Source organism: Massilia sp. UYP32 (assembly GCF_050434365.1).
Lineage (GTDB): Bacteria > Pseudomonadota > Gammaproteobacteria > Burkholderiales > Burkholderiaceae_D > Telluria > Telluria timonae.
In genome coordinates this window covers 128,485-151,601 of the sequence record NZ_JBNDIK010000012.1, presented here as the reverse complement: position 1 = coordinate 151,601, position 23,117 = coordinate 128,485, and the positions used below count along the sequence as shown (strand labels likewise).

Sequence of the window (23,117 nt, the reverse complement as noted above, 5' to 3'; positions counted from 1 at the left end):
CATGCGGCTACTGCTGGTGGAAGACGATACGATGATCGGCGAAGTGGTGCTCGACCTGCTCAGGGCCGAGCACTACGCCGTCGACTGGGTCAAGGACGGCGAGATGGCCGACACGGCCCTGCTGCAGAACCAGAACTACGACCTGGTGCTGCTCGACCTGGGGCTGCCGCGCAAGGACGGCCTCGAAGTGCTGCGCTCGATGCGCACGCGCAAGGACCGCACCCCGGTGCTGGTCGCCACCGCGCGCGACTCGGTCCAGCAGCGCATCGCCGGCCTCGACGCCGGCGCCGACGATTACGTCCTCAAGCCCTACGACCTCGACGAGCTGCTGGCGCGCATCCGCGCGCTGCTGCGCCGCGCCGCCGGCCGCGCCGAGCCGATCTTCGAATACCGCAACATCAGCATCAATCCGGCCACCCGAGAAGTGCTGGTCGATGGCACGCAGGTGTCGCTGTCGGCGCGCGAATGGGCGGTGCTCGAGGCGCTGGTGGCCCGGCCCGGCGCGGTGCTGTCGCGCGCGCAGCTGGAAGAGAAGTTGTACAGCTGGCGCGACGAAGTCTCCAGCAACGCGGTCGAAGTGTATATCCACGGCCTGCGCAAGAAACTGGGCAGTGACCTGATCCAGAACGTGCGCGGCGTCGGCTACATGGTGCCCAAGGCATGAAAATGACGCACTCGCTGCGCGGGCGCCTGCTCTGGTTCCTGCTCGCGGCGATTACCCTGGCGGCGGTGGCGCAGGCGACGATCGCCTACCGCACCGCGCTGCACGACGCCGACCAGATCTTCGACTACCACATGCAGCAGATGGCGTTGTCGCTGCGCTCCGGCACGCCGCTGTCGAACGACGAGGCGCGCGCGCGCATGGAAGCCGAGAGCAGCGCCAGCGGCAACGACGACATGGTGGTGCAGATGTGGTCTCCCGACGGCGTGCAGATGTTCCACAGCGTCTCTCGCGCGCGCCTGCCGCAGCGCGCGGTGCTGGGCTTTTCGAATGTGCGCGCCAACGGCACCACCTACCGCGTGTTCTCGATCCAGACCTCGAACCAGACCGTGCAGGTCGCGCAAGACCTGGCCGTGCGTCGCAACATGGCCGGCAATCTGGCCCTGCGCACCCTGGGCCCGATCGCGGTGATGATGCCGATCCTGATGCTGGTGGTGTGGTGGGTCGTGAGCGGCTCGCTGCAGCCGGTGGCGCGGGTGCGCTCGCAGGTGGCCGCGCGCCAGGCCGACGACCTGTCGCCGGTGTCTGACAACGGCTTGCCCGACGAGGTGCGCCCGCTGGTGCAGGAGCTGAACCTGCTGTTCGGCCGCGTCAAGACCGCCTTCGAGGCCCAACAGCATTTCGTGGCCGACGCCGCGCACGAACTGCGCACGCCGCTGGCCGCTCTGCGCCTGCAGGCGCAGAGCCTGGACCGCGCCGACAACCCGGAAGCGCGCCGCGTCGCGGTGGCGCGCCTGACCGCCGGCATCGACCGCGCCACGCGCCTGGTCGAGCAGCTGCTGGTGCTGGCGCGGCAAGAGGCGACGGCGGCCGAGGGTGCGGTCGCGCGCCCGGTCGACCTGGCCGACCTGGCGCGCCGCACCGTGGCCGACCTGGCCGGCGTGGCCGCCGCCAAGGGCGTCGACCTGGGCGTGCAGCAGGCCGATCCGGCCACCGTCCTTGGCCAGCCCGACGCGCTGCAGATCCTGCTGCGCAACCTGGTGGACAATGCGGTCAAGTACACGCCGGGCGACGGCACGGTCGACATCTCGGTCCAGCACGATGGGCAAAAGATCGTGGTGCAGGTCGAGGACAGCGGGCCGGGCATCCCGCCGGAGGAACGCGAGCGCGTGTTCGACCGCTTCTACCGCGTGGCCGGCAGCGATGCCGCCGGCAGCGGCCTGGGCCTGGCCATCATCAAGGCGATCGCCGAGCGCCACGGGGCGACGCTGATGCTGGACGCATCGACGCGTCTGGGTGGATTGAAGGCGGTCGTCACGTTCAGTTCGTCCTCGCGGTAGAATGATCGGTTCCGCGGGCCAACCATGGTCTTGGCCCGCATCGCAATGGATGAGGAATCGATGAACAAGAAGATAATCATGGCAGCCGTGCTGTCGACCCTGGCCGGCGTGGCCTCGAGCCAGGAAGTGGTGCGGATCGCCCACGTGGCGGGATTGACCGGCCCGGTCGCCTATTTTGGCAAGGACACCGAGAACGGCGCGCGCATGGCGATCGAGGCGCTCAACGCGCGCGGCGTGACCATCGGCGGCAAGAAGGTCACCTTCCAGCTGGTGGCCGAGGACGACGCGGCCGATCCGAAGCAAGCCACCAGCGTGGCCCAGAAGCTGGTCGACGCCAAGGTGAACGGCGTGATCGGTCACCAGACCTCGGGCACCACGATCCCGGCCTCCAAGATCTACAACACTGCGGGCATCCCGCAGATCTCGCACTCGAGCACCAGCCCGAAATACACCCAGCAGGGTTTCAACACGGCCTTCCGCGTGATCGCCAACGACGTGCAGCTGGGGCAGGCCCTGGGCCGCTACGCCACCGGCACCATGAAGGCGAAGCGGGTGGCGGTGGTGGACGACCGCACCGCCTACGGCCAGGGCCTGGCGACCGAGTTCTCGCGCAGCCTGCAAAAAGCCGGCGGCAGCGTCGTCGCGCGCGAATTCACCAACGACAAGGCGACCGACTTCAGCGCCATCGTCACCCGCATCCGCGCCACCAAGCCGGACCTGGTGTTCTTCGGCGGCATGAACGCGACCGCCGGCCCGATGCTGCGCCAGATGAAACAGCTGGGCATGAACGTGCGCATGATGGGCGGCGACGGCATCTGCTCGGACGAGATCTACAAGCTGTCGGGCGGCACCATGGCGGATGGCCAGGTAGTGTGCGCGGAAGCGGGTGGCGTGCAGGGCGACGCCAAGGCCGGCATGGACAAGTTCCGCGCCGACTACAAGAAGCGCTTCGGCATCGACGTGCAGATCAATGCGCCGTATGCCTACGACGCGACGATGGCCATGGCCGAGGCGATGGTGAAGGCCGGCTCGGCGGCGCCGGCCAGGTATCTGCCGGTGCTGGCGAAGATCCAGTACAAGGGCGTGACCGGCCCGATCGCCTTCGACCAGCGCGGCGATATCCGCGACGGCACGATCACGCTGTACACCTTCAAGGGCGGCAAGCGTTCGCTGCTGACCGTCACGAAGTAAACAGTAGCAGGCCCGCAGCGTCGCACTGCGGGCCTGTTTGCTTCAGTCTCCCGGTCCCTCGCCGGGCATCGTATCCGCCATCAGGCGCAGTTCTTCCGGCGTCAACTCTTCGGGTTTCTTGTTCTTCAGTCCATCGGTATCGGCCGGCTGGACGGTCGGCGGCTGTTCCGGCTTTTGCTGGTCTGTCGTCATGAGGCTCTCCTTCACATGCAGGATTCAGGATGGCCAGTGTCGCATGACGGCCGATCGGGCGGCGTCCCGCTTGGGAAGCGCCGTCAGTCGCGGTGCGGCGGTGGAATCAGGTGGCGGAACGTCGGTTCGATGTTCATCGCATGCAGGTGACGCACGATGTCTTCCAGCGTCGCATCCTTGAGCAGCAGGCCTGGCATCGGCGTGTGCGGCGCGAGCGAAGGAGCCGGCGCGGCAACCACCACGGGCACATGCGCGGGCATGGGTTGCGGCGCCGCCTCGAGCGCCTGGAAGACCTGCTCGAACTGTTCCTTGCCGATGCTTTCCAGCCCTTCGAGAAAGGCGGCCTGGCCCAGCGGCGGCGGCGCCAGGTCCAGCCCCGGCTCGTCGGCGAACGAGGCGCCCATGCCCGGATGGATGAACGCCGCCCACTTGCCGGTGCGCGGATGCAGGCAGGGCGGCAGCGCGATCGGTGCGCGCACCGCGTCCGTGTCCAGTTCGATTTCGGGGAAGTACGCGTCGCGCAGGCGTTCGAGGAAGGTCTGGGCCTGGTGGGCCGGCACCGGCTCTGCCAGCGACAGCCACAGGTAATAGGCGTCGCCGCCCGAAATGCTCACCGCCGGCGCGGGCAGGCCGAGCGTTTCCTGCAGCGTGTTGGCGACCTCGCACAGCCGCAGCCAGTGGGCGTCGCCCTCGAGGCCCTTGGTCTTGCGAAAAGGGATCATCATGGCGCGCGTCTGGCCGTCGCCGCTCGTCAGGCTGATCGGCACGTTCTGCTGGCCGAGCACGTGCAGGGTCAGCACGTCGGCCGGTGGGGCGTCGGCGGGAAGGTAAAGCCGCATCAGTTCGGCGATCAGTTTTTGCATGTCATTCTTGGAGCATCAAAAGAAAAGCATGATATCTCGCCCGCCGGCCGAGCGGTGGGGCGTTCCAAATGAAAACGGCCCGCGATGATCGCGGGCCGTTGCTGTCCGATCAGGGGGCGATCAGAACTTGTGCGCCAGGCGCGCGAACATCGATGCGCCGTTCAGGCCGAACTGCACGCTCTCGTACTTGAAGCCGTTGTCGGTCTCGTTCGGATCCTGGCGGGTCGGCTTGACGTCGAAGATATTGGTGCCGCCCACGGTCAGGCGGGTCTTCTCGGTGAAGGCCCAGGTGAACGACAGGTCGGCCGAGGTCTTCGCCTCATAGTGCTGGTTCGGCACCGGCGGACCCGAGAAGGTGCCCAGGGTCTGCGGACCGAAGTGGATCACGCGCAGCGAGGTTTCGAGCTGGCCTTGGGTCCAGTCGAGGCCCAGCGTGGCCTTGCGGCGCGGCGCGCCTTCCTCGATGAACAGGCGCTCGCGTTCCGACAGCAGCACGTCTTCGAAGCCTGCCAGCGCCGCCGGCGCCTTCACGCGCTGCACTTCGGTCTTGCTGAAGTTCACGGCCAGGAAGGTGGTCAGGTTGCCGATGCCCACCTTGCGGCGGTTGGACACGGTCAGGTCCAGGCCTTGCGTCTTGGTGTCGACCGAGTTGACGAAGAACTGCGCCTGGCCCACGCCGAGCTGCTGCAGGGTGGCGCCCAGCGCCGGGTAGTTGTCGGCGTCGAAGCGGCCCGACAGCACGATGCGGTCGTCGATGTCGATGCGGTACAGGTCGGCCGTCACCGAGGTGGCGCCGGTCGGCGACCAGGTCAGGCCCAGCGTGTAGCTCTTCGATTCCTCGTCCTTGAGCTGCGGGATGCCGGCGGCATTGGCGACCGGGCCGCCGTTCGGCGCCAGCACCACGTCCAGCGGCTGGCCGCCGACGAAGTCGGTGAAGGTCGACGAGAAGTACATCTGCTGCAGCGACGGCGCACGGAAGCCCGTGCTGGCCGAGCCGCGCAGCAGCACGTTCGGCGCCACGCGGTAGGCGCCGGCCAGCTTGCCGGTGGTGGTCGAGCCGAAGTCCGAATAGCGTTCGTGGCGCAGCGCGGTCTGCACCTTGAAGCGGTCGGTCACGTCGGTTTCGATGTCGAGGTAGGCGGCGTTGCTATGGCGGTCGGCGTCGGTCTCGTCGCCCGGCTGGAAGCCCGGGAATCCCTGGCTGCCGGCGTTGCCCCCTATGCCCACGCCGTCGGCGTCGATCCACGAGCCGGCCTCGCCGGCGAAGATCTTGTAGTTCTCGCGGCGGTGCTCGAGGCCGAAGGCCACGTTCATGCCCTTCAGTACGTCGCCGTAGAAGCGGCTGATGTCGAGATTGGTGGTCGACTGCTGGAACGAGAAGCCGCCGGCGTAGAAGCGGCTGGCGCTGACGCCCTGGCCGCCGTTGATCAAATCGAGGTTGGCGATCGAGGCGTTGAGGGTATTGTTGATGTCGTACTTCAGGCGGTTGTAGCCATAGGTTTGCGAGACGTCGGCATTCCATTCGCCGACCGCCCAGCGGTAGCCGACGGTGCCCCAGCGGTCGTCGACGTCGCCGTCGATGAAGGGGACGAAGCCGTCCGGGTACATCGCCGCCGAGTTACGCGACGGGATGTCTTCGGAACCGATGCCTTCGCGCGCCCAGGCGGCCGAGGAGGCGTCGCGTTTTTGCGCGCCGGCCGTGAAATACAGCTTGCCGGGGCCAGTGGGGAATTCGCCGTTCAGGTAGACAGTCTGGTTCTCGGACTTGGTGTCGCCGATGATGCGCGGATTGCCCGGTTCGGAGCGGTTGGAGCGGCCGCGATCGTAGTATTCGCCGGTGATGCCCAGCACGCCGCCGGCCACCGCCACGCCGCAATAGGCCGACGCCAGCCAGTTCTCGCCGTCGCCCGCGGTGTACTGGCCGTAGCCGAGCACCGATTCGCAGCCCAGGCTGCGTTTGAGGTCGATGTTGATCACGCCGGCGATCGCGTCCGAGCCGTATTGGGCGGCGGCGCCATCGCGCAGCACCTGCACTTCGCGGATCGCCATCACGGGGATCGCGTTCATGTCGGTGCCGGTATTGCCGCGGTTGCGCGCGCCGAACAGGTTCACAAGCGCCACCGTGTGGCGGCGCTTGCCGTTGACCAGCACCAGGGTCTGGTCCGAACCCAGCCCACGCAGGGCGGCCGAGTCGATCAGGTCGGCGCCGTCGGCGCCCGTTTGACGGGTCGAGTTGAACGAGGGCGACAGATTGGTCAGCACCTGGGCCAGGTCGAACTGGCCGCTTTGCTCGGCGGCCTTGGTCATCGGAATGAAGTCGATCGCCACCGGGGTATCGGTGCTCGATGCGGCGCCGACGCGGCGCGAGCCGACCACGCTGACGCTGGGGATCACATCGCCGCTGGCGACGCCTGGCGCGGTCTGCGCGTGGGCGGTAGCGGGGACGAGGGAAAGCAGGGCGGCGCTACCATATAAGGCCAACAGCACCGAACCAGACATTATTTTGAGTTTAATCACAATTTTCTCCGAAGGAAATTCGGATATTACTCAATTGTTTCTTCGGTAACCATCGTAATGTAGCAATAACACAACGGTGTGCTGCTATAGCTAAAACTTATTCGACCAAGTGATGACAAAGCATGACAATTCTGCTTGTCAAATCATCTCGACACGGCCGCCGACCAGTATCGCGCCATCTTCGATCCGCGTGCGGATCAGGCAATCGTGGCCGGTGGCGTGGCCCTGGCGCACGGTCAATGCGTGGCCGAGCAGGACGGTGAGGGCGCCGGCCGCGACGCCGGTGGCGCTGTCTTCGAGCCGTGGGTCGAGGTGGTTGAAGTTGCGGCCTTCAAAGGCCTGCGCATCGGCGTCGCCTGCGTAGGCGTACAGGCCGTTGACGCCGTGTTCCTTGCCCCACTGCGCGATCGCTTCCAGGTCGGGCGCCAGCGCGTGCAGGGTGGCCGGGTCGCGCACCCGCACCAGCAGTTTCGGGCTGCCGACCGAGGCGACTTGCGGCGCTGCGACGATGGCTGACGTAGGGATGCCGAGCAGGCGTGCCGGTAGCTCCGGCGAAAGTGCCGGTTGCGGGGCGGGCTGCGGCGCCAGGCGCACGAACAGGTGTTCTGCTTCGCGGGTCAGTGCGAGCGGCAGGCCGTGCATGGCGGTCTTCACCGTTAATGGTGGATTGGCGCCTGGGCGGGCGAACAGCCGCGCAGCGGCGGCCAGCGTGGCGTGCAGGCACAGGGGACTGCGCATGTGCGGATAGTAGAAGTCGACGATGGCCGCCATGCCCTTGTCCTTCGGCGGATCGATCCAGACGCAGGTGGTGTTGCGCTCGCGCGCGAAGGCCTGGCGTGCATCTAGATGTGACGGATCGCCTTTGATGACGATGGCGGGGTTGCCCGTGTTGGCGGTGACGCCGAAGCAGCGCAGGGTGTGGATGTGCATGGGTCTCCTTCTTGTCGGGCATGGCGCTCGAGGCTGGATGGATCATAGCTGGATTGGCCTGTCAGGGGCTGGCCGGATCACGACAATTTGCTGGGTTTCCAGAGGCCGCCGAAGCGTTCCGATCGGTTAGAATTTGTGTATATCTTTCATCAGGCGGATTGTGCCCATTTAGCCCATGTTTCAGGAATATCTCGATGCCCTCGGCGCTTACTTCGTGAGTGGACAAGCGTGAGCGATCCCGACGCGACACTGACCAGCTATGGGATGGCCGAGGACTTCGCATCGGCGCCGGTGCTCGGCATCACGATCCTGTGGCACCCGCAACGCGAACGCATCGGCGAACAGATGCTGGGGCCAGCCGCGGGCGGCGCGATCGCGCTGAACCGGTTTGCGCCGCTGTTCGCGCCGCTTTCCGTACGCCCTGGCGCGGGGCATGAAGGAACGCCGCTGGGCGAGCGTTCGATCACACGCGAGCCGGTGCATATCCGCTTCGTCGCCGAGGGCGGCATCCAGATCGATCACGTGCGCGGCAAGATGGGGCTGGAACTCAATGGGCGGCCGTCGAACGGGACCGACCGCTTCACGGCGGGTGAACTCGAGCGCGGCATCGTGATCGGGCTGGGGAGCCAGATCTTCGTGTGCCTGCATCTGATGCGCAGCCTGCCGCGCGCGGCGAACGTGCCGGGACTGATCGGCGTTGGCGACGGGGCGATCAAGATGCGCGAAGCGATTGCGCAGGTGGCCGGGACCAGCATGCCGGTGCTGTTGCTGGGCGAGACCGGCAGCGGCAAGGAGGTGGCGGCGCAGGCGATTCATGCCCTCAGTGGGCGTCGGAGCGGGCGGTTTGTTGCAATCAATATGGCGACCTTGAATGAGTCGCTGGCGGCGGCCGAATTGTTTGGCGCGGTCAAGGGGGCGTACACCGGGGCGACCAGTGCTCGGCGCGGGTGGTTTGCCGAGGCCGAGGATGGCACGTTGTTCCTGGACGAGGTCGGGGATACGCCGGCGTCGGTGCAGGCCATGCTGCTCCGCGTGCTGGAGAGCGGCGAGTATCGGCCGCTTGGGGCGGGCGCGGATGCGAGGTCGAATGCGCGGATCGTTGCGGCGACCGACCAGGATCTGGGAGAGGGTGGGTTCAATCAGGCCTTGCGGCGGCGTCTCGAGGCGTTCGTGATTCGGGTGCCGGCGTTACGTGAGCGGCGTGAGGATCTTGGTGTGTTGGTGCGGCATTTTCTGGAGGCCGAGGCGCCAGGGGATGGGTGGAATCTGCCGTTCGAGTTGCTGAGCCAGGTGTTCAATGGGGACTGGCCGGGGAATGTGCGGCAGCTGGGGCATGCGATGCGGCGGGTGACGCTGGATTTGCAAGCGGGGAATGTGCCGGTGTTGGAACAGGCGGTGGGGCTGCCTGTGGTGGCGGAGGTAGTCGCTCCTCCCGATGCTGCTGTAACTTCTTCGTCTGCTGCTTTAAGGCCGGTGCGGCGCAAGGTGTCAGAGCTGAGCGATGACGATCTTGTGGAGGCGATGGAAAAGAGTCATTGGCAAATTCTGGCTGCTTCCAGGATGCTGGGGATTTCGCGGCCGACGGTTTATAAATTGCTGGAGGCTCACCCTCGGATTCGTTTTCCTGCCAATATTTCGGAGGAAGAGATTCGTGCGGCCTGGGAGGCTTGTGAGGGGGATCTCCAGCGGTGTGCTTCGCGGCTTATGACGCCGGCGGAGGCGTTACGGCGTCATGTTGGCCTGTTAGGTCTGAGCGAAAGAGTTTAAATCTTTCGATACTAGTTTGGAGGGAATGTACCGTTACCAATCTCGGTTTCAGGATCGAAGTAAAATACCCGCAGCTGTTCAGTCTCATCACCACTTCGCTTGATGCGAACTGTCAAATAAAAAGACAATTCCCACAGGCCGTTATAAGGCCCTATAGTCAAGTTTCCGTCCCATAGTAGAGTAATCCGTTTTCCTTTCGCTGGATCGATCCCCGAACTGTGTACGGTGAATGCCGAAGGTTCAATTCTATAGAGGGCGCCGAGCTGCTGACTGCTGCTGGATGCAAAGAGGGAAGGAGGAGCGTAACGGGTGCGCTGATTCGGTCCGCAGGACAGGATATGGGGGCGGGTAATCAGGCAGCAATCCACGACCTCTAACGACTCAAATCCAGTTTTGTCCTTATCGCTTGCTGTAATGGCGATCTTGAATTCTTGGCCAGCTGAGAACTGGATGTCGCGATTCCATTGTGCCTCAATTGGGGAGTGAAGGGCTTCAATGGCCGAGTCAAGATCAGCAAAAACCCAATCGACCCCGTCGTCTATTTGGTTGACATCGAAGCGTGCGGTCAACGTCATTAATGGTTGTGTCATTATTTCCTTTCCATTCGAAGTAAATCAAACCGCGGATCACTCCGCAGCGCCAACAAATCAGGTTCGGTACTGATCAGTGTTGTCGGATAGCCAAGTTGCTGCGCGTTGGCTAGTTCAGCCAATGCGGCCTCACGCTTGCCTGTTACTTCGTATGCGACAGCCGCTCGGAAACGGATATCTGGATTGTCAGGTTTGGCAAGTACTGCTTGTTTACTCAAAGTTAATGCAGCGGCCTTGTCACCTAGCTTGGCGGAATACAACCCCATACGCGAGGTTAGTGTGGCGTTGTCTGGAGCGTGTTCGAGTAGGGGTTTCATTAGAATTGCTGCATTGCGATAGGCCTGTTGAGAGTCGCGCTCGCGTCCTGGAATCCAGCGTAAAGTGTCAGCAAGATTAGCCCATCGTAAATATGCGATGTTGTTGCCTTTCGAGGCGGAGACAGCATGTTCAAATGCTTTTGCTGCGCCGACGTAATCGCCTCGATTGAACAGTGCATTTCCAAGATTGTTATAAAGAACTCCGCTCGGCCGAACTTGTAATCCTTCTTGTAGCACTTGTAATGCTTCCTTCTCGCGTCCTTGTCGCTGCAGCACTGCGCTCAAATTTGCATAAGCATAAACTGCGTCCGGTTCCAATCGAATGCTATCCCGGAAGGCCTGCTCTGCCTTAATGTAATCCCCTTTACGCGCATGCAACTCCCCTAACTGATCGACAAACAAGCGTTCCGTTGGATATGCATTATGTGCAATTTCAATGTTGCGCTCAGCCTCTGTGTAGCGCTGCATTCGCATCAACACCTCACCTCTGGAGTTAAGGGCAAATAAATTGGATGGATCAAGCTGCAGTGCTTGCTGAGTAAGTTGCAGGCTTTCTTCGTAACGACCTTGCTGTCCGCGTACGTGAGACATAGCGGCATAGCCAAGTGCCAACTGATCGTCGAGTGAGAGAGCTACTTGTGAACTGGCGTCTGCTCGTTTTAGCCAAGTTGCATCCCCACGATCACCCGAATAGCGTAAAGCATATGCGAGCGCTATACCTGCAGCTGCAGCGGCATGATTGGGTTGCTTCTCCAAGATACCACTAAAATTTGCAATTGCGATATCTAAGCTGCCGTCACGGTCGAAGTGACGTAATGCTGTCATGCCATTCGACATTTTTGCAGCGTTAGATGCTGGAGGTAACCACTGGGGCCTCGAGTTATCCACGCGTGCAAAATATGTCCCTCCCAGTACGAGCATAAATGCTACCAAGCCAAATCCGACTCTCCGCCAAATACCATGTGGCGACACGGGTGTATTAGTCGTCGTAGGTGATGAAGATAATTTTGACGTTTTAGCACCCGGTTGGCGCAATGTTTGTGCAGCCTGCTTGACTGCTTCCATTGTTGGGATGCGCATAGCTGGGTCTGGCGCGCACATCGCACGCACTAAAGCGACCATACCTTGATCGGCGTCTGCCGCAAAATTCCATTGTGAACAGGATGACTGTACCTGAGCTGCGGCCAGGGCCAGTCCATGCAGATGCGCAAACGGCCTCTCCCCATGCATCATCTCGTACATCAGCACACCGACAGCATAAATATCGCTGAGCGTATTTGGATGCTTGCCATTCAAGATTTCAGGCGCTAGATAAGCAATCGTCCCTTGCGTCTGCAGCACATCCCCCGACTCGGTCGCCAGCGGATCGATCTTGCGCGCCAGCCCAAAATCCATGATGCGGACCTGCCCCGACGGCTCGATCATCAGATTAGCCGGCTTCAAATCACCATGAATCAACCCAGCCGCATGCGCCTGCGCCATCGCATCCGCCAACTGGCAAACGATATCGAGTATCTGATCCCACGCCAGCTTGGTCGTGGCCAGCAGCTGATGCAGCGTCTTCCCCCCAACCAGCTCCATCACGATCGACTTGCTATGGCCGTCGTCTTCGAGCGAATAGATCTGGATGAAAGCAGGATGCCGCAGCGAGGCCGCCAGGCGCGCCTCCTGAAGCAGGTTATCCGGCTGGTCGCGCACCAGGTCAGGCTTCAGGCGCTTGATGGCAACGCTGCGCTGCAGCGCCGGGTCCCACGCCTCATGCACGTCACCGAAGCCGCCATTGCCAAGCAACTTACCGAGGCGATATCGCTCGGTGCTGGGGTTGGCAAGCAGGTCAGGCGAGGAGGTCATTTGCGGCTCGTTTGGTCGGCGCAGGCGCCGTAAATACTACAGGGAAAGAAACTTGCCGAATACACATTCCTAGCTTCGCGATTCAGGCAACCGGCGTGTCAACTTCTTCGTTGACATGTAAAAACACCCGCTGTTTTACACCCAACAGGCATAGCTAGTCGACTAAATCCTCGATTCTGTTGCTTCTACACCATGTTTCAACGTGGCACGGAGTTTGCAAACTATTGCGTATCAACAATGGGGGCGTAACGGAAGATCGTCGCGCCTGCCATCGCAATTGTCGCAAAGCATTATTCATTCCGGAAAGAAGATTCAAGTATGGCTATCCAAAGCACAGGCGTTCTGCAGATCGTTGGCGCGGCTTACGGACTCAAGCAGGTTACCGCTCAGGTCATCAAGCAAGTCAACCGTCAGTCTTTTCCAGAAACCCTGTGTGTTTTGGCGAGCAATCGGGCGTTCGGCGACACCTGGATTGGCCACGAAAAGACGCTGACGGTCGTTTATCGTTATGACGGCGGCCCGACGTTCGTGGCAACGGCTTCGGAAGGCCAGACGCTGAACATCGGCGCACAGCAGTTCGAGCAAGCCATCCGAACCCCTGCCTCAACCTCGGAAGACAGCACCGCCCAGCCGGCGCTGACCGTGTGGGGCGCCAGCTTCGGCTCCGCCGACGTAAGCGCGACAGTGCGCAACCTGGCCGACCATTCGACCGGAAGCTTGTCCCTGGTCGCCGACAGCACCACCCTCGGCGAAACCAGCAAGGAGAAGCGCAACACCTTCGTCATCGTGGCCAGCTACAGCGGCCAGGTGCCGTTCGTCGACATCGTCGTCGAGGGCAATCCCTATGCGCTCAGCTACCGTCCCCCGCTGCACATCCTGAGCGCCTTCTACGGCCTGAAGGACGTCACCGACATCGTCCGCGCCAGCGTGAGCCGGCGCAGGCTGTCGGTCGCCGCATCCAGCAGCGTATTCGGCGATGGCTGGCCGGCCATGCGCAAGACCCTGCACGTGGTCTACCAGTACGCCGACCGCAAGCCGCAAATGGCCGCGACCACCGAGAACCAGATTCTCCACATCGACTACGACCCGGCCGCTCCCGCCGGGCAGGCGTCGCTCGACCCCCGCGCCCTGAACATCATCGCCGCCGCCTACGGACCGGTCGACGTCACGGAGAAGGTCGCCGCGCTGGTGGAAAACGCAAGCCTGTCGTTCACGGCCGACAGCCTGACCTTCGGCGACACCTGGCCGGCCGCCGTCAAGTCGTTCTCGATGGTCTATAGCTGGGGCGTGGCGGCCGTTTCGAGCGTTAACGTGCCCGAAGATACGCCGGTCTCGATCACGCAGCCCGAGCCCGCGTTCACCACTGACAGAAACTACGTCTCGCTGGCCGGGCTGCTCGCCGCCGGCGACGAGATCAAGCTCCAGACCGCGGCAGGCGGTTACTGGTCGATCGCCGCCGACGGCCAGATCACGGCGCTCGAGACCTCGAGCGATGCGGCCGAGGTGTTTACCATCGGCATGCCCGAGGCCCAGGATGCCGCCGCCATCACCCTGCAATGCCGTGACGGCAGCTACGTGATCGCGAATAGCGACGGCCTCCTGCGTGCAGGCGGCAGCGCGCAGGAGGCACTCCAGTTGATGGCATCGCTCCAGGCCAATGGCGCCATCAATATCGGCGTCGTCGGTGGAGCGGTAGCGCCGTTCATCGCGGTGACGGCGAGCGGCGCCATCGCGGTGGACGGCAGCTACGACCCCAATTTTTCCACCTGCTTCAATCTGCTGCTGAGCCCTACGCATGCCGGCAATGGCAGCCATCTGCAAACCTTCGCCAGCGCGACGATGATGGATGGTCCGGTCGACATGAAGCTGGTGAAAGTGGTGTGGAAGCTCACTGGCGGCTGCTTTCTAGCGGCCGGTCTTGGTCGGCTGCTTGGCGACCAGCAGCAGATCGGTCCTGCCTTGTACCGCTTTCTGCGGCGCTATCCTGGCGTGATGAACAAGATCGCGTTCCTGATCGCAACCATCGACTGCAACCGCGCAATGCCGGCCGGCGCCTTGCTCGGCGTGCTCAAGGCGATCCACGAAGCGGGCATTCTCATGCCGGTGCTGCGCATGACGCTTGCGACGACTGGATGGATGGCGATTTCGTGGGCCATCGTCACGATCCTGACGAAAGTGCAGGGCGGCGTCACGAGTGCCGGTGCGGCGGCGGGGGGCGAACTGGGCGAGAGCTTTTCTGGCTGGGCTTACGAGACCACGATGGATATGCTCGATTACATCAATTCAATGGGCGGTACGGCATTGATGCTGGCGTATGAGCGCATGATTGGCGCCGACCAGCAGGTCATGCGCCGTGCGCACGGTGGTGGCGTGTCCAGTCTGCGTGCGCGGATGGGAGTGCAAGATCCTTCAGGGGCGTCCCTCGGACCCATGCCGCGCCCCTTTCCCACACACGCCTGAGTAGCCTGAGTCGTAGGTTTTTTCGCCGACGTGGTCGGCTCGGTTATACTGTGTTTTTATACAGTATTGGCTGTTTGACAGCCCACCAGCGTGACCAAGCCCACCCCCGCCCAGCCCCCATCCCCCCAGGCGCTGCCCCCCTACGCCGAGTTGTTCTGCCTCTCGAACTTCTCGTTCCTGCAAGGGGCCTCGCACGCCGAGGAGCTGGTCGCGCGCGCGGTGCAGCTGGGTTACTTCGCGCTGGCGCTCACCGATGAATGCTCGCTGGCCGGCGTCGTGCGCGCCCATGCCGAAGCGAAAAACGCCGGCCTGCCCCTGATCATCGGCGCCCACTTCCACCTCAAGAGCCTCGACGACGCTCTGACGCCGGCACCCTCCCTGATCCTGCTGGCGCAAAACCGCAACGGCTACGGCAACCTGTCCGAACTGATCACGATCGGCCGCACGCGCAGCGAGAAGGGCACCTACCTGCTCACGCCCGACGACCTGGCCAATCCCGTCCAGGAATACGCGCACCTGCAGCACATGCCCGACTGCCTGGCGATCCTGCTGCCGCCATACCCCGGCCACGAAGCCCAGGACGTCGACCGCCTGCACGCCCAGGCGGCATGGATGGCCACCACCTTCCCGGGCCGCGCCTGGCTCGGCCTCACCCAGCTGCACCGCGCTTTCGACGACGCCCACCGCGCCACGGTGGAAGAGGTGGGCTGGCAGCATGGCCTGCCGATCGTCGCGCTGGGCCACGTCTGCATGCACGTGCGCTCGCGTAAACCCTTGCAGGACACCCTGAGCGCGACCCGCATTGGCAAGCCGGTGGGCGCCTGCGGCTACGGCCTGGCGCAGAACGCCGAGCAGCACCTGCGCGCGCGCCTGCGCCTGGCCAATATCTATTCGCGCGAGGCGCTGGCGGAGACAGTGCGCATCGCGCGCCTGTGCACCTTCTCGCTCGACGAGCTGCGCTACGAATACCCGGATGAGGTGGTTCCCGAAGGCCACGATGCCAGCAGCTACCTGCGCAGCGAAACCTGGATCGGCGCGCACCGGCGCTTCCGCGACGGCGTGCCGGCCAAGGTGCAGGCCCAGATCGAGTACGAGCTCGAACTGATCGCCGACATGGGCTACGAACACTACTTCCTGACGGTGTATGACATCGTGCGCTACGCGCGCTCGCAACACATCCTGTGCCAGGGCCGCGGCTCGGCCGCCAATTCGGCGGTGTGCTACTGCCTCGGCATCACCGAGGTCGACCCGGCCCGCGCCAGCCTGCTGTTCGAGCGTTTCATTTCGCGCGAGCGCAACGAGCCGCCCGACATCGACGTCGACTTCGAACACCAGCGGCGCGAAGAAGTCATCCAGTACATCTACAACAAGTACGGCCGCCAGCGGGCGGCGCTGGCGGCGGTGGTGATCAGCTACCGGCCCAAGAGCGCGCTGCGCGACAGCGGGCGCGCGCTCGGCATCGATCTCGCCATCGTCGAGAAGGTGGCCAAGACCCACCACTGGTTCGACAGCCGCGCGGATCTGCTGGGCCGCCTGGCCGAAAGCGGCCTCGATCCCGAGGCGCCGCTGTCGCGCCAGTGGGCCACGCTGGCGCAGTCGCTGCTGAACTTCCCGCGCCACCTTTCTCAACACCCGGGCGGCTTCGTGATCGCGAAAGGAAAACTTTCGCGCCTGGTGCCGATCGAGAACGCGACGATGGTCGATCGCAGCGTCATCCAGTGGGACAAGAACGACCTCGAAGAACTGGGCCTGATGAAGGTCGACGTGCTGGCGCTGGGCATGCTGTCGATGATGCGGCGCGGCCTGGAGCTGGTCGGCCAGCGCTATGGCGACGTGTTCGAGATGCAGGACATCCCGCTCGAGGACAGCGCCACCTACGACATGATCTGCCAGGCCGACACCATCGGCGTGTTCCAGATCGAGTCGCGCGCGCAGATGAGCATGTTGCCGCGCATGCTGCCGCGCCGCTTCTATGACCTGGTGATCGAGGTGGCGGTGGTGCGTCCCGGCCCGATCCAGGGCGGCATGGTCCATCCCTACCTGCGCCGGCGCCAGGGGCTGGAGCCGATCGAATATCCGAGCCCTGAGATGAAGGTCGCGCTCGGGCGCACCCTGGGCGTGCCGATCTTCCAGGAGCAGGTGATGCAGGTGGCGATCCTGGGCGCCGGCTTCACGCCGGGCGAGGCGGATCAACTGCGGCGCGCGATGGCGGCCTGGAAGCGCAAGGGCGGCCTCGAAAAATACTACGAGCGCATCGTGGGCGGCATGCTCGAACGCGGCTACAAGCAGGAATTCGCCGAGGCAATCTTCAGCCAGATCCAGGGCTTCGGCGAGTATGGCTTTCCCGAATCGCACGCGGCCAGCTTCGCGCTGCTGGCGTATGCGAGTTCGTGGCTCAAGTGCCACGAGCCGGCCGCTTTTCTCTGCGCGCTGCTCAACAGCCAGCCGATGGGCTTTTATAGTCCCTCGCAACTGGTGCAGGATGCGCGCCGCCACGGCATCGAGGTGCGGCCGGTCGACGTCGCCGTCAGCGGCTGGGATTCGGCGCTGGAAGAGTACGACCCCGTCGACCGCTCGCGCCAGCCGGCGGTGCGGCTGGGCTTCTCGCTGCAACGCGGATTGAAGCAGGAGGCGGCCGAGCGCATCGAGCAGGCGCGCGCCATACGGCCGTTCGACAGCGTGGCCGACCTGGCGCGGCGCGCGCATCTCGACCGGGGCGACCTGCAGGTGCTGGCCGCGTCCAACGCCCTGCGGTCGCTGGCCGGGCACCGGCGCGAAGCCCTGTGGCAGGCCTCGGGCGCGGCGCCCGACAAGGATCTGTTGCGCCCGACCGTGCCGCGCGAAGAGACGCCGGCATTGCAGGCGCCGAGCGAAGGCGAAGAGATCGTCGGCGACTACCGCGCGCAGGGATTGACGCTCGGCCGCCATCCGCTGGCGCTGCTGCGTGAGCGCCTGCTCAAGCAGCGCTTCATGCCGGCTTCAAGCCTGATGGACTTCCAGGACGGCCAGCTGGCGCGCGCCTGCGGCCTGGTCACGGTGCGCCAGCGTCCCGGCACGGCCAAGGGCGTGCTGTTCATGACGCTGGAAGACGAGACCGGCAACGTCAATGTGATCGTGTGGCCGACCCTGGTCGAACAGCAGCGGCGCGAGGTGCTCAATGCGCCGCTGCTCGGGGTGTACGGCATCTGGCAGCGCCAGGGAGAGGTGCGCCACCTGGTGGCCAAGCGGCTGGTCGATATGTCGCACCTGCTGGGCGGGCTGGATGCGCGCAGCAGGGATTTTTGTTGATCAGGCCGCGGCCAATTTCATGGCGTGTTTGCCGGCGGCCGCGCGGGCGCTGCGTCCCGGCGCGTTTGCCTGCAACTGAAACACCTGCAAGGCCTGCGACACCTCGTCGGTCTGCCGCGCCAAGGTCGCCGTCGCGGCGGCCGCTTCTTCCACCAGCGCAGCGTTCTGCTGCGTGATCGCGTCGAGCTGGGTCACCGCCTGGTTCACCTGGCCGATGCCGCCCGACTGTTCGCGCGTCGCGCCCGCGATTTCGTCCATCACGCGGGTGACCTGGTCGACCGCGCCCACCACTTCCTGGATCGCCGCGCCGGCCGCCACGCTCAGGCGGTTGCCGTTGTCGACGTCGAGGATCGACGCGTCGATCAGCGCCTTGATCTCCTTGGCCGCCCCCGCGCTGCGCTGGGCCAGCGTGCGCACCTCGCCCGCCACCACCGCAAAGCCGCGGCCCTGTTCGCCCGCGCGCGCCGCTTCCACGGCGGCGTTCAGGGCCAGGATATTGGTCTGGAAGGCGATGCCGTCGATCATGCCGACGATGTCGAGCACCTTGTGCGACGAGGCGCTGATCGCTTCCATCGTGCTCACTACCTCGGTGACGGTGCGCTGGCCGTTGCCGGCCGTCGCGGCGGCGCGGCGCGCGAGGTCGCTGGCCGCGTTCACGCTGTCGGCGCTCTGCGCCACGTTGTGAGTGAGCTGCTCCATGCTGGCCGCCGTCTCCTGCAAGCTCGACGCTTGCGTCTCGGTGCGGCTCGACAGGTCCAGGTTGCCGGTCGCGATGTCGCCGGTGGCGTGGCGGATCTCGTCGAAGTTGGCGCGCACGTCGCCGATCACGCTGAACAGGTTCACGGCCGACTGGCGCAGGGCCGCCACCAGCTGGCCCATCTCGTCGTCGCGGCGCGGCGCCAGGCGGCAGGTGAGGTCGCCGCCGGCCAGGCGGCGCGCGAAGCCGGATGCATCGGCCAGCGGCGCCAGCACGTTGCGGCGCAGGCTGGCCCACAGGCCCAGCACCATGGCCAGAGAAGCGGCCAGCGACAACAAGACCCATGCCGGCAGGCCGTCGCGCCAGCACTGGAGCGTGATCGCCGCCAGCAGCAACGTCAACAGGCCCATGCCGCCGTTGACCTGGGTGCGCAGCGGCAGCCGGCCCAGCGCCGCCAGGCGGCCGCGCAGGCCGCCGTGTTCGACGCGGCCGTTGCGCAAGACCAGGCCGCGCGGGTTGCCGGCCTTGAATTCGCCGTACAGCGCCGTCGCCTCTGCTATCTGCTCGCGGGTCGGTTTGGTGCGCACCGACATATAGCCGGTCGCCTGGCCGTTCTCGAGCACCGGCGTCACGTTGGCGTACACCCAGTAATAATCGCCGTTCTTGCAGCGGTTCTTGACCATGCCGCTCCACGGCCGTCCGGCGCGGATCGCCTGCCACATGTCGGCGAAGGCCTCCACCGGCATGTCCGGATGGCGCAGGATATTCTGCGGCGCGCCGATCAGCTCTTCCTCGGTAAAGCCGCTCACCTGCACGAAATAAGGGTTCGCGTAACGGATATTGCCCTGCAAATCCGTGGTCGAGACGATGGTCTTGCCGTCGGCGAGCTGGTATTCGGTATTGGTGACCGGGGTGTTCAGGCGCATGCAATTCTTTCATTAGGGCAACATAGCAGGAAAAGTATAGCCATGGCCGAGGAGGTCGTCTGCGGCGGCGAAGCATAATTCAGCAAAAAAACAACAATAAAATCAGTAAAGTCAATAGATGACTTTTCGGTCGCTTTTTTGCGCTGGCCAAGGCAGCCACGAAAGGCCCGTCCGTTGTTGATAGAATGGAACCAGGGATGAAGAACGCTACGACAGGATGACAATGGATAAGACGGGCCGCAGCAGGGGCAGGGGAACGGGGCGCGCGACGCTCGAGCAGGTGGCGGGCATGGCGGGCGTGTCGATCATGACCGCCTCGCGCGCGCTGAGCCAGCCGCAGATGGTCTCCGAGGTCACCCGGGTCAAGGTGGAGCGTGCGGTGGCGGAACTCGGCTACGTGCCCAACCGCGCGGCGCGCGCGCTGGCCTCGTCGCAGTCGCACGTGATCGTGGTGCTGGTGCCGTCGTTTTCCAACGCCGTGTTCACCGCCGTCCTCGAGGGCATCCACGACGCCGTCGCGCCGGGCCAGTACCAGCTCCTGATCGGCAATACCTATTACTCGCAGGCCGAGGAAGAAAAGCTGCTGCGCACCTATCTGCAATCGAGCCCGGACGGCATCCTGTTCTCGAGCCAGGCCCACAGCCCGGCCGTGACCAGGATGCTGGAAGCGTCGCAGGTGCCGTCGGTGTCGATGATGGACCTGTCGGACGAACCCGGCGCCCTGTCGGTCGGCTTCTCGCAGTTCGAGGCCGGCATGGAGATGACGCGCCACCTCCTCAAGAAAGGCTACCGCCGCATCGGCTTCATCGGCGCCCAGCTCGACGAGCGTACGCTGCGGCGCGCCGACGGCTATCGGGCCGCGATGGTCGAGGCCGGCCTGGCCGACCCGCGGCTCGAGCTGATGGTGCCGGAACGCTCCACGATCGCGCTCGGCGCCGAGTTGATGGGGCAGATGATGGCGAACATGCCCGACTGCGATGCCGTCTTCTGCTGCAACGACGACCTGGCCCACGGCGCCGTCTATCACTGCCAGCGCCACGGCGTCCAGATCCCGCAGGAGATCGCCGTCTGCGGTTTCAACGACCTCCCTGCATCGGCATGGATGATGCCGTCGCTGACCACCATCGACACGCCGCGCTACCAGGTCGGCTTCGAGGCCGCCAGCCTGCTGCTGCAGGTGATCAAGGGCCAGGAGCCCGAACGCAAGCGCATCGACCTGGGATTTACCCTGCGCGAGCGCGAGAGCGCCTGAGCCGACGAGCGCTAGTAGGTCTTATAGGGCAGGAATTTGCCCGACAAGACCACGTTGACGCGATCACCCTTCGGGTCTTCGGCGCGCTGGATGTCCATCGAAAAATCGATGGCGCTCATGATGCCGTCGCCGAACTCCTCATGGATCAGTTCCTTGATCGTGGTGCCGTACACGTTCACCAGCTCGTACCAGCGGTAGATCAGCGGATCGGTCGGCACCGCCGTGGGCAGCGAACCCTTATAAGGCACGATCTGCAGCCAGGCGATGGCTTCGTCGGACAGCTCGAAGATCTTGCCGACCGCCTCGGCCTGCTGCTTGTCCAGCGTCATCTGGCCCAGGCAGGCGGCGGTGGTCCATTCCTTCGACAGGCCGGTGGCCTCGGTCACGTCGCGCCATTTGATGCCCTTGCGGACCTTGGCGGACAAGATCATGTTGGTGACGTCTTCACGGCATGAAATCATATTGGGCTCCATCGATGTGGTGGTGGTAAAGGCGGTTGCTCAGGCCGAAGCCTGTGCGCGGTAATGGTCGGGGACAGGGGGCTGCGCATCGTCTTCCAGGCCGGGACGTACGATGCGCGTCGCCGAGGGCTTGGCGCCCTCGGCGCCGGACTGCTGCAGCATCTTCGAACGGCGCACCAGGAAGTCGACCAGGTGGTTGCGGATCTTGTAGAACTGGGGATCGCGGTGGATCGTGGCGCGGCTGCGGTCGGCCGGCAGCGTGTTGACGACGATCTCGGCGATCCGCGCCCGGGGGCCGTTGCTCATCAAGAAAATGCGGTCGGCCAGCAGGATCGCCTCGTCGACGTCATGGGTGATCATGAAGACGGTCTGGCGTGTGGCCGCGCAGATGCCGAGCAGCTCGTCCTGGATCGTGCCGCGGGTGAGGGCGTCGAGCGCGCCGAACGGTTCGTCCAGCAGCAGCATCTTGGGTTCGACCGCGAAGGCGCGCGCGATGCCCACCCGCTGCTTCATGCCGCCCGAGAGCTCGGCCGGCTTCTTGCGCGCCGCGCCGCTCAGGCCCACCATCTCGATGAAGCGCGCGCCGTGCTCGCGCACCTTGTCGCGCGGCCAGTCGGGATGGCGCGAACGCACGGCGAAGCCGATATTGTCTTCCACGCTCAGCCACGGCAGCAGGGCGTGGTTCTGGAACACCACGCCGCGGTCCAGGCCGGGGCCGGTCACTTCGCGGCCGTCCATGATCACGGTGCCGGCGCTGGCCGCTTCGAGCCCGGCCAGCACGTTCAGGATGGTGCTCTTGCCGCAGCCCGAATGGCCGATGATGCAGATGAATTCTCCGCGCTCGATCGCGAACGACACCTGTTCGAACACCGGCGGCTGGCCGGCGCGGTAGGTCTTGGCCAGGCCGTCGACCTGGACGAAGCGATCATTCGGCATAGGTCACCTTCTTTTGCAGGGCGGCGAACATCAGGTCCAGCGCCATGCCCACGACGCCGATCATGAGCACGGCGAAGAGCACGTTCGCCAGCGACAGGTTGTTCCATTCGTTCCACAGGAAGTAGCCGATGCCGTTCCCGCCGATCAGCATTTCGGCGGCGACGATCACCAGCCAGGCGATGCCCATCGAGATGCGCATGCCGGTGATGATGGTCGGCGCCGCCGCCGGCAGGATCACCAGGAAGGCCTTGCGCAGCGGCGACACTTCGAGCGTGCGCGCGACGTTGAGCCAGTCCTTGCGCACGCCGGCCACGCCGAAGGCGGTGTTGATCAGCATCGGCCAGATCGAGCAGATGAAGATCACGAAGATGTCCGAGATCGACGAATCCTTGATCGTGTAGAGCGCGATCGGCATCCAGGCCAGCGGCGAGATCGGCTTGAGCACCTGGATGAACGGATCGATCGCGCGGTACAGCAGCGGCGACATGCCGATCACGAAGCCCAGCGGGATCGCCACCAGCATCGCCAGCAGATAGCCCAGGGCGACGCGCACCAGAGAATGCGCCAGCTGGATGCCGACGCCGCGGTCGTTCGGGCCGCGATCGTAGAACGGGTCGGCCAGGTGGCCGCCCGCTATCTGCGCGAACTGCGACGGCGTGGGAAAGCCGCTGCCGGCGGCAGGCGCCGGATCCGCGGCGGCCACCGGCGCCTGTCCCATCAGGGCCGCGTACTCGGCTTCCTCGGCGCTCATCGCCGCCACCGGCGCCGCGGCGCGCGGCGCGGTGGCGATATGCCAGACGCCGAGCAAGACCAGCAGCAGCGCCAGCGACAGCAGCGCCGCCTTGAACTTCATTTGCTTGTGCATGGATTCTTTCGTT

17 protein-coding genes are annotated in these 23,117 nt (G+C 64.6%); 7 read left to right on the top strand and 10 right to left on the bottom strand.

The features are described 5' to 3' along the window. The first annotated feature begins 1 nt into the window (after position 1). Genes ABIB42_RS11570 through ABIB42_RS11560 form a run of 3 tightly spaced genes read left to right on the top strand, consistent with a single transcriptional unit; the run spans position 2 to position 3,192 of the window. The gene (locus ABIB42_RS11570) at positions 2–664 is read left to right on the top strand and encodes a response regulator (protein ID WP_005662855.1); all 663 of its coding nucleotides are present in this window, start codon (positions 2–4) and stop codon (positions 662–664) included. Then, complete coding sequence (locus ABIB42_RS11565; protein ID WP_005662854.1) at positions 661–2,001, top strand: ATP-binding protein; 1,341 nt, start codon at positions 661–663, stop codon at positions 1,999–2,001. Before ABIB42_RS11570 ends, ABIB42_RS11565 begins: the two co-directional genes overlap by 4 nt. Positions 2,002–2,061: 60 nt before the next feature. Then, on the top strand, positions 2,062–3,192 hold the full coding sequence (locus tag ABIB42_RS11560; RefSeq protein WP_229520504.1) for a branched-chain amino acid ABC transporter substrate-binding protein: 1,131 nt from the start codon (positions 2,062–2,064) through the stop codon (positions 3,190–3,192). Positions 3,193–3,234: 42 nt separating this feature from the next. On the opposite strand, the gene ABIB42_RS11555 is transcribed toward ABIB42_RS11560, so the two are convergent. The 4 genes from ABIB42_RS11555 to ABIB42_RS11540 form a co-directional block, all read right to left on the bottom strand. After that, a complete protein-coding gene (locus ABIB42_RS11555) occupies positions 3,235–3,384 on the bottom strand; it encodes a hypothetical protein (protein ID WP_005662852.1) in 150 nt (49 codons plus the stop codon). A gap of 83 nt (positions 3,385–3,467) precedes the next feature. After that, a complete protein-coding gene (locus ABIB42_RS11550; protein WP_005662850.1) occupies positions 3,468–4,247 on the bottom strand; it encodes a hypothetical protein in 780 nt (259 codons plus the stop codon). Between the two features lie 120 nt (positions 4,248–4,367). Continuing rightward, on the bottom strand, positions 4,368–6,746 hold the full coding sequence (locus tag ABIB42_RS11545) for a TonB-dependent receptor plug domain-containing protein (protein ID WP_040774830.1): 2,379 nt from the start codon (positions 6,744–6,746) through the stop codon (positions 4,368–4,370). A 156-nt stretch (positions 6,747–6,902) separates the two neighbouring features. Then, positions 6,903–7,694, bottom strand: coding sequence for a PhzF family phenazine biosynthesis protein (locus ABIB42_RS11540; RefSeq protein ID WP_005662847.1), 792 nt, complete (start codon positions 7,692–7,694; stop codon positions 6,903–6,905). Positions 7,695–7,922: 228 nt separating this feature from the next. Between ABIB42_RS11540 and ABIB42_RS11535 the strand changes: the two genes are divergently transcribed. Next, positions 7,923–9,461, top strand: coding sequence for a sigma 54-interacting transcriptional regulator (locus tag ABIB42_RS11535; RefSeq protein ID WP_005662846.1), 1,539 nt, complete (start codon positions 7,923–7,925; stop codon positions 9,459–9,461). A gap of 11 nt (positions 9,462–9,472) precedes the next feature. Here ABIB42_RS11535 and ABIB42_RS11530 read toward each other — a convergent pair whose 3' ends face one another. Beyond that, positions 9,473–10,051 (bottom strand): hypothetical protein, encoded by a 579-nt coding sequence (locus tag ABIB42_RS11530; RefSeq protein ID WP_157225396.1) that lies wholly within the window; start codon positions 10,049–10,051, stop codon positions 9,473–9,475. Beyond that, positions 10,051–12,219, bottom strand: a complete 2,169-nt coding sequence (locus tag ABIB42_RS11525; protein WP_005662844.1) for a serine/threonine-protein kinase — start codon at positions 12,217–12,219, stop codon at positions 10,051–10,053. Before ABIB42_RS11525 ends, ABIB42_RS11530 begins: the two co-directional genes overlap by 1 nt. 318 nt (positions 12,220–12,537) lie before the next feature. On the opposite strand from ABIB42_RS11525, the gene ABIB42_RS11520 reads away from it, so the two are divergent. Continuing rightward, positions 12,538–14,679, top strand: a complete 2,142-nt coding sequence (locus tag ABIB42_RS11520) for a hypothetical protein (RefSeq protein ID WP_429248386.1) — start codon at positions 12,538–12,540, stop codon at positions 14,677–14,679. Between the two features lie 90 nt (positions 14,680–14,769). Further along, positions 14,770–17,967 carry an error-prone DNA polymerase gene (locus tag ABIB42_RS11515; RefSeq protein WP_005662842.1) on the top strand — a complete coding sequence of 1,066 codons (3,198 nt, stop codon included), beginning with the start codon at positions 14,770–14,772 and terminating at the stop codon, positions 17,965–17,967. On the opposite strand, the gene ABIB42_RS11510 is transcribed toward ABIB42_RS11515, so the two are convergent. Continuing rightward, positions 17,968–19,590 (bottom strand): methyl-accepting chemotaxis protein, encoded by a 1,623-nt coding sequence (locus ABIB42_RS11510; protein ID WP_005662841.1) that lies wholly within the window; start codon positions 19,588–19,590, stop codon positions 17,968–17,970. A gap of 223 nt (positions 19,591–19,813) precedes the next feature. Here ABIB42_RS11510 and ABIB42_RS11505 point away from each other — a divergent pair, with 223 nt between their 5' ends. After that, the gene (locus tag ABIB42_RS11505; RefSeq protein WP_005662839.1) at positions 19,814–20,842 is read left to right on the top strand and encodes a LacI family DNA-binding transcriptional regulator; all 1,029 of its coding nucleotides are present in this window, start codon (positions 19,814–19,816) and stop codon (positions 20,840–20,842) included. 11 nt (positions 20,843–20,853) lie between these two features. Here the strand turns inward: ABIB42_RS11505 and cynS are convergent, their stop codons facing one another. The 3 genes from cynS to ntrB are packed head-to-tail and all read right to left on the bottom strand — an operon-like array spanning position 20,854 to position 23,104. Then, positions 20,854–21,303, bottom strand: a complete 450-nt coding sequence (gene cynS, locus ABIB42_RS11500; RefSeq protein ID WP_005662838.1) for a cyanase — start codon at positions 21,301–21,303, stop codon at positions 20,854–20,856. Between the two features lie 39 nt (positions 21,304–21,342). After that, on the bottom strand, positions 21,343–22,239 hold the full coding sequence (locus ABIB42_RS11495; protein ID WP_429248385.1) for an ABC transporter ATP-binding protein: 897 nt from the start codon (positions 22,237–22,239) through the stop codon (positions 21,343–21,345). Next, entirely contained in the window at positions 22,229–23,104 is an 876-nt protein-coding gene (ntrB, locus tag ABIB42_RS11490; protein ID WP_429248384.1) for a nitrate ABC transporter permease, read from the bottom strand. Before ntrB ends, ABIB42_RS11495 begins: the two co-directional genes overlap by 11 nt. Between the last annotated feature and the right edge of the window lie 13 nt (positions 23,105–23,117).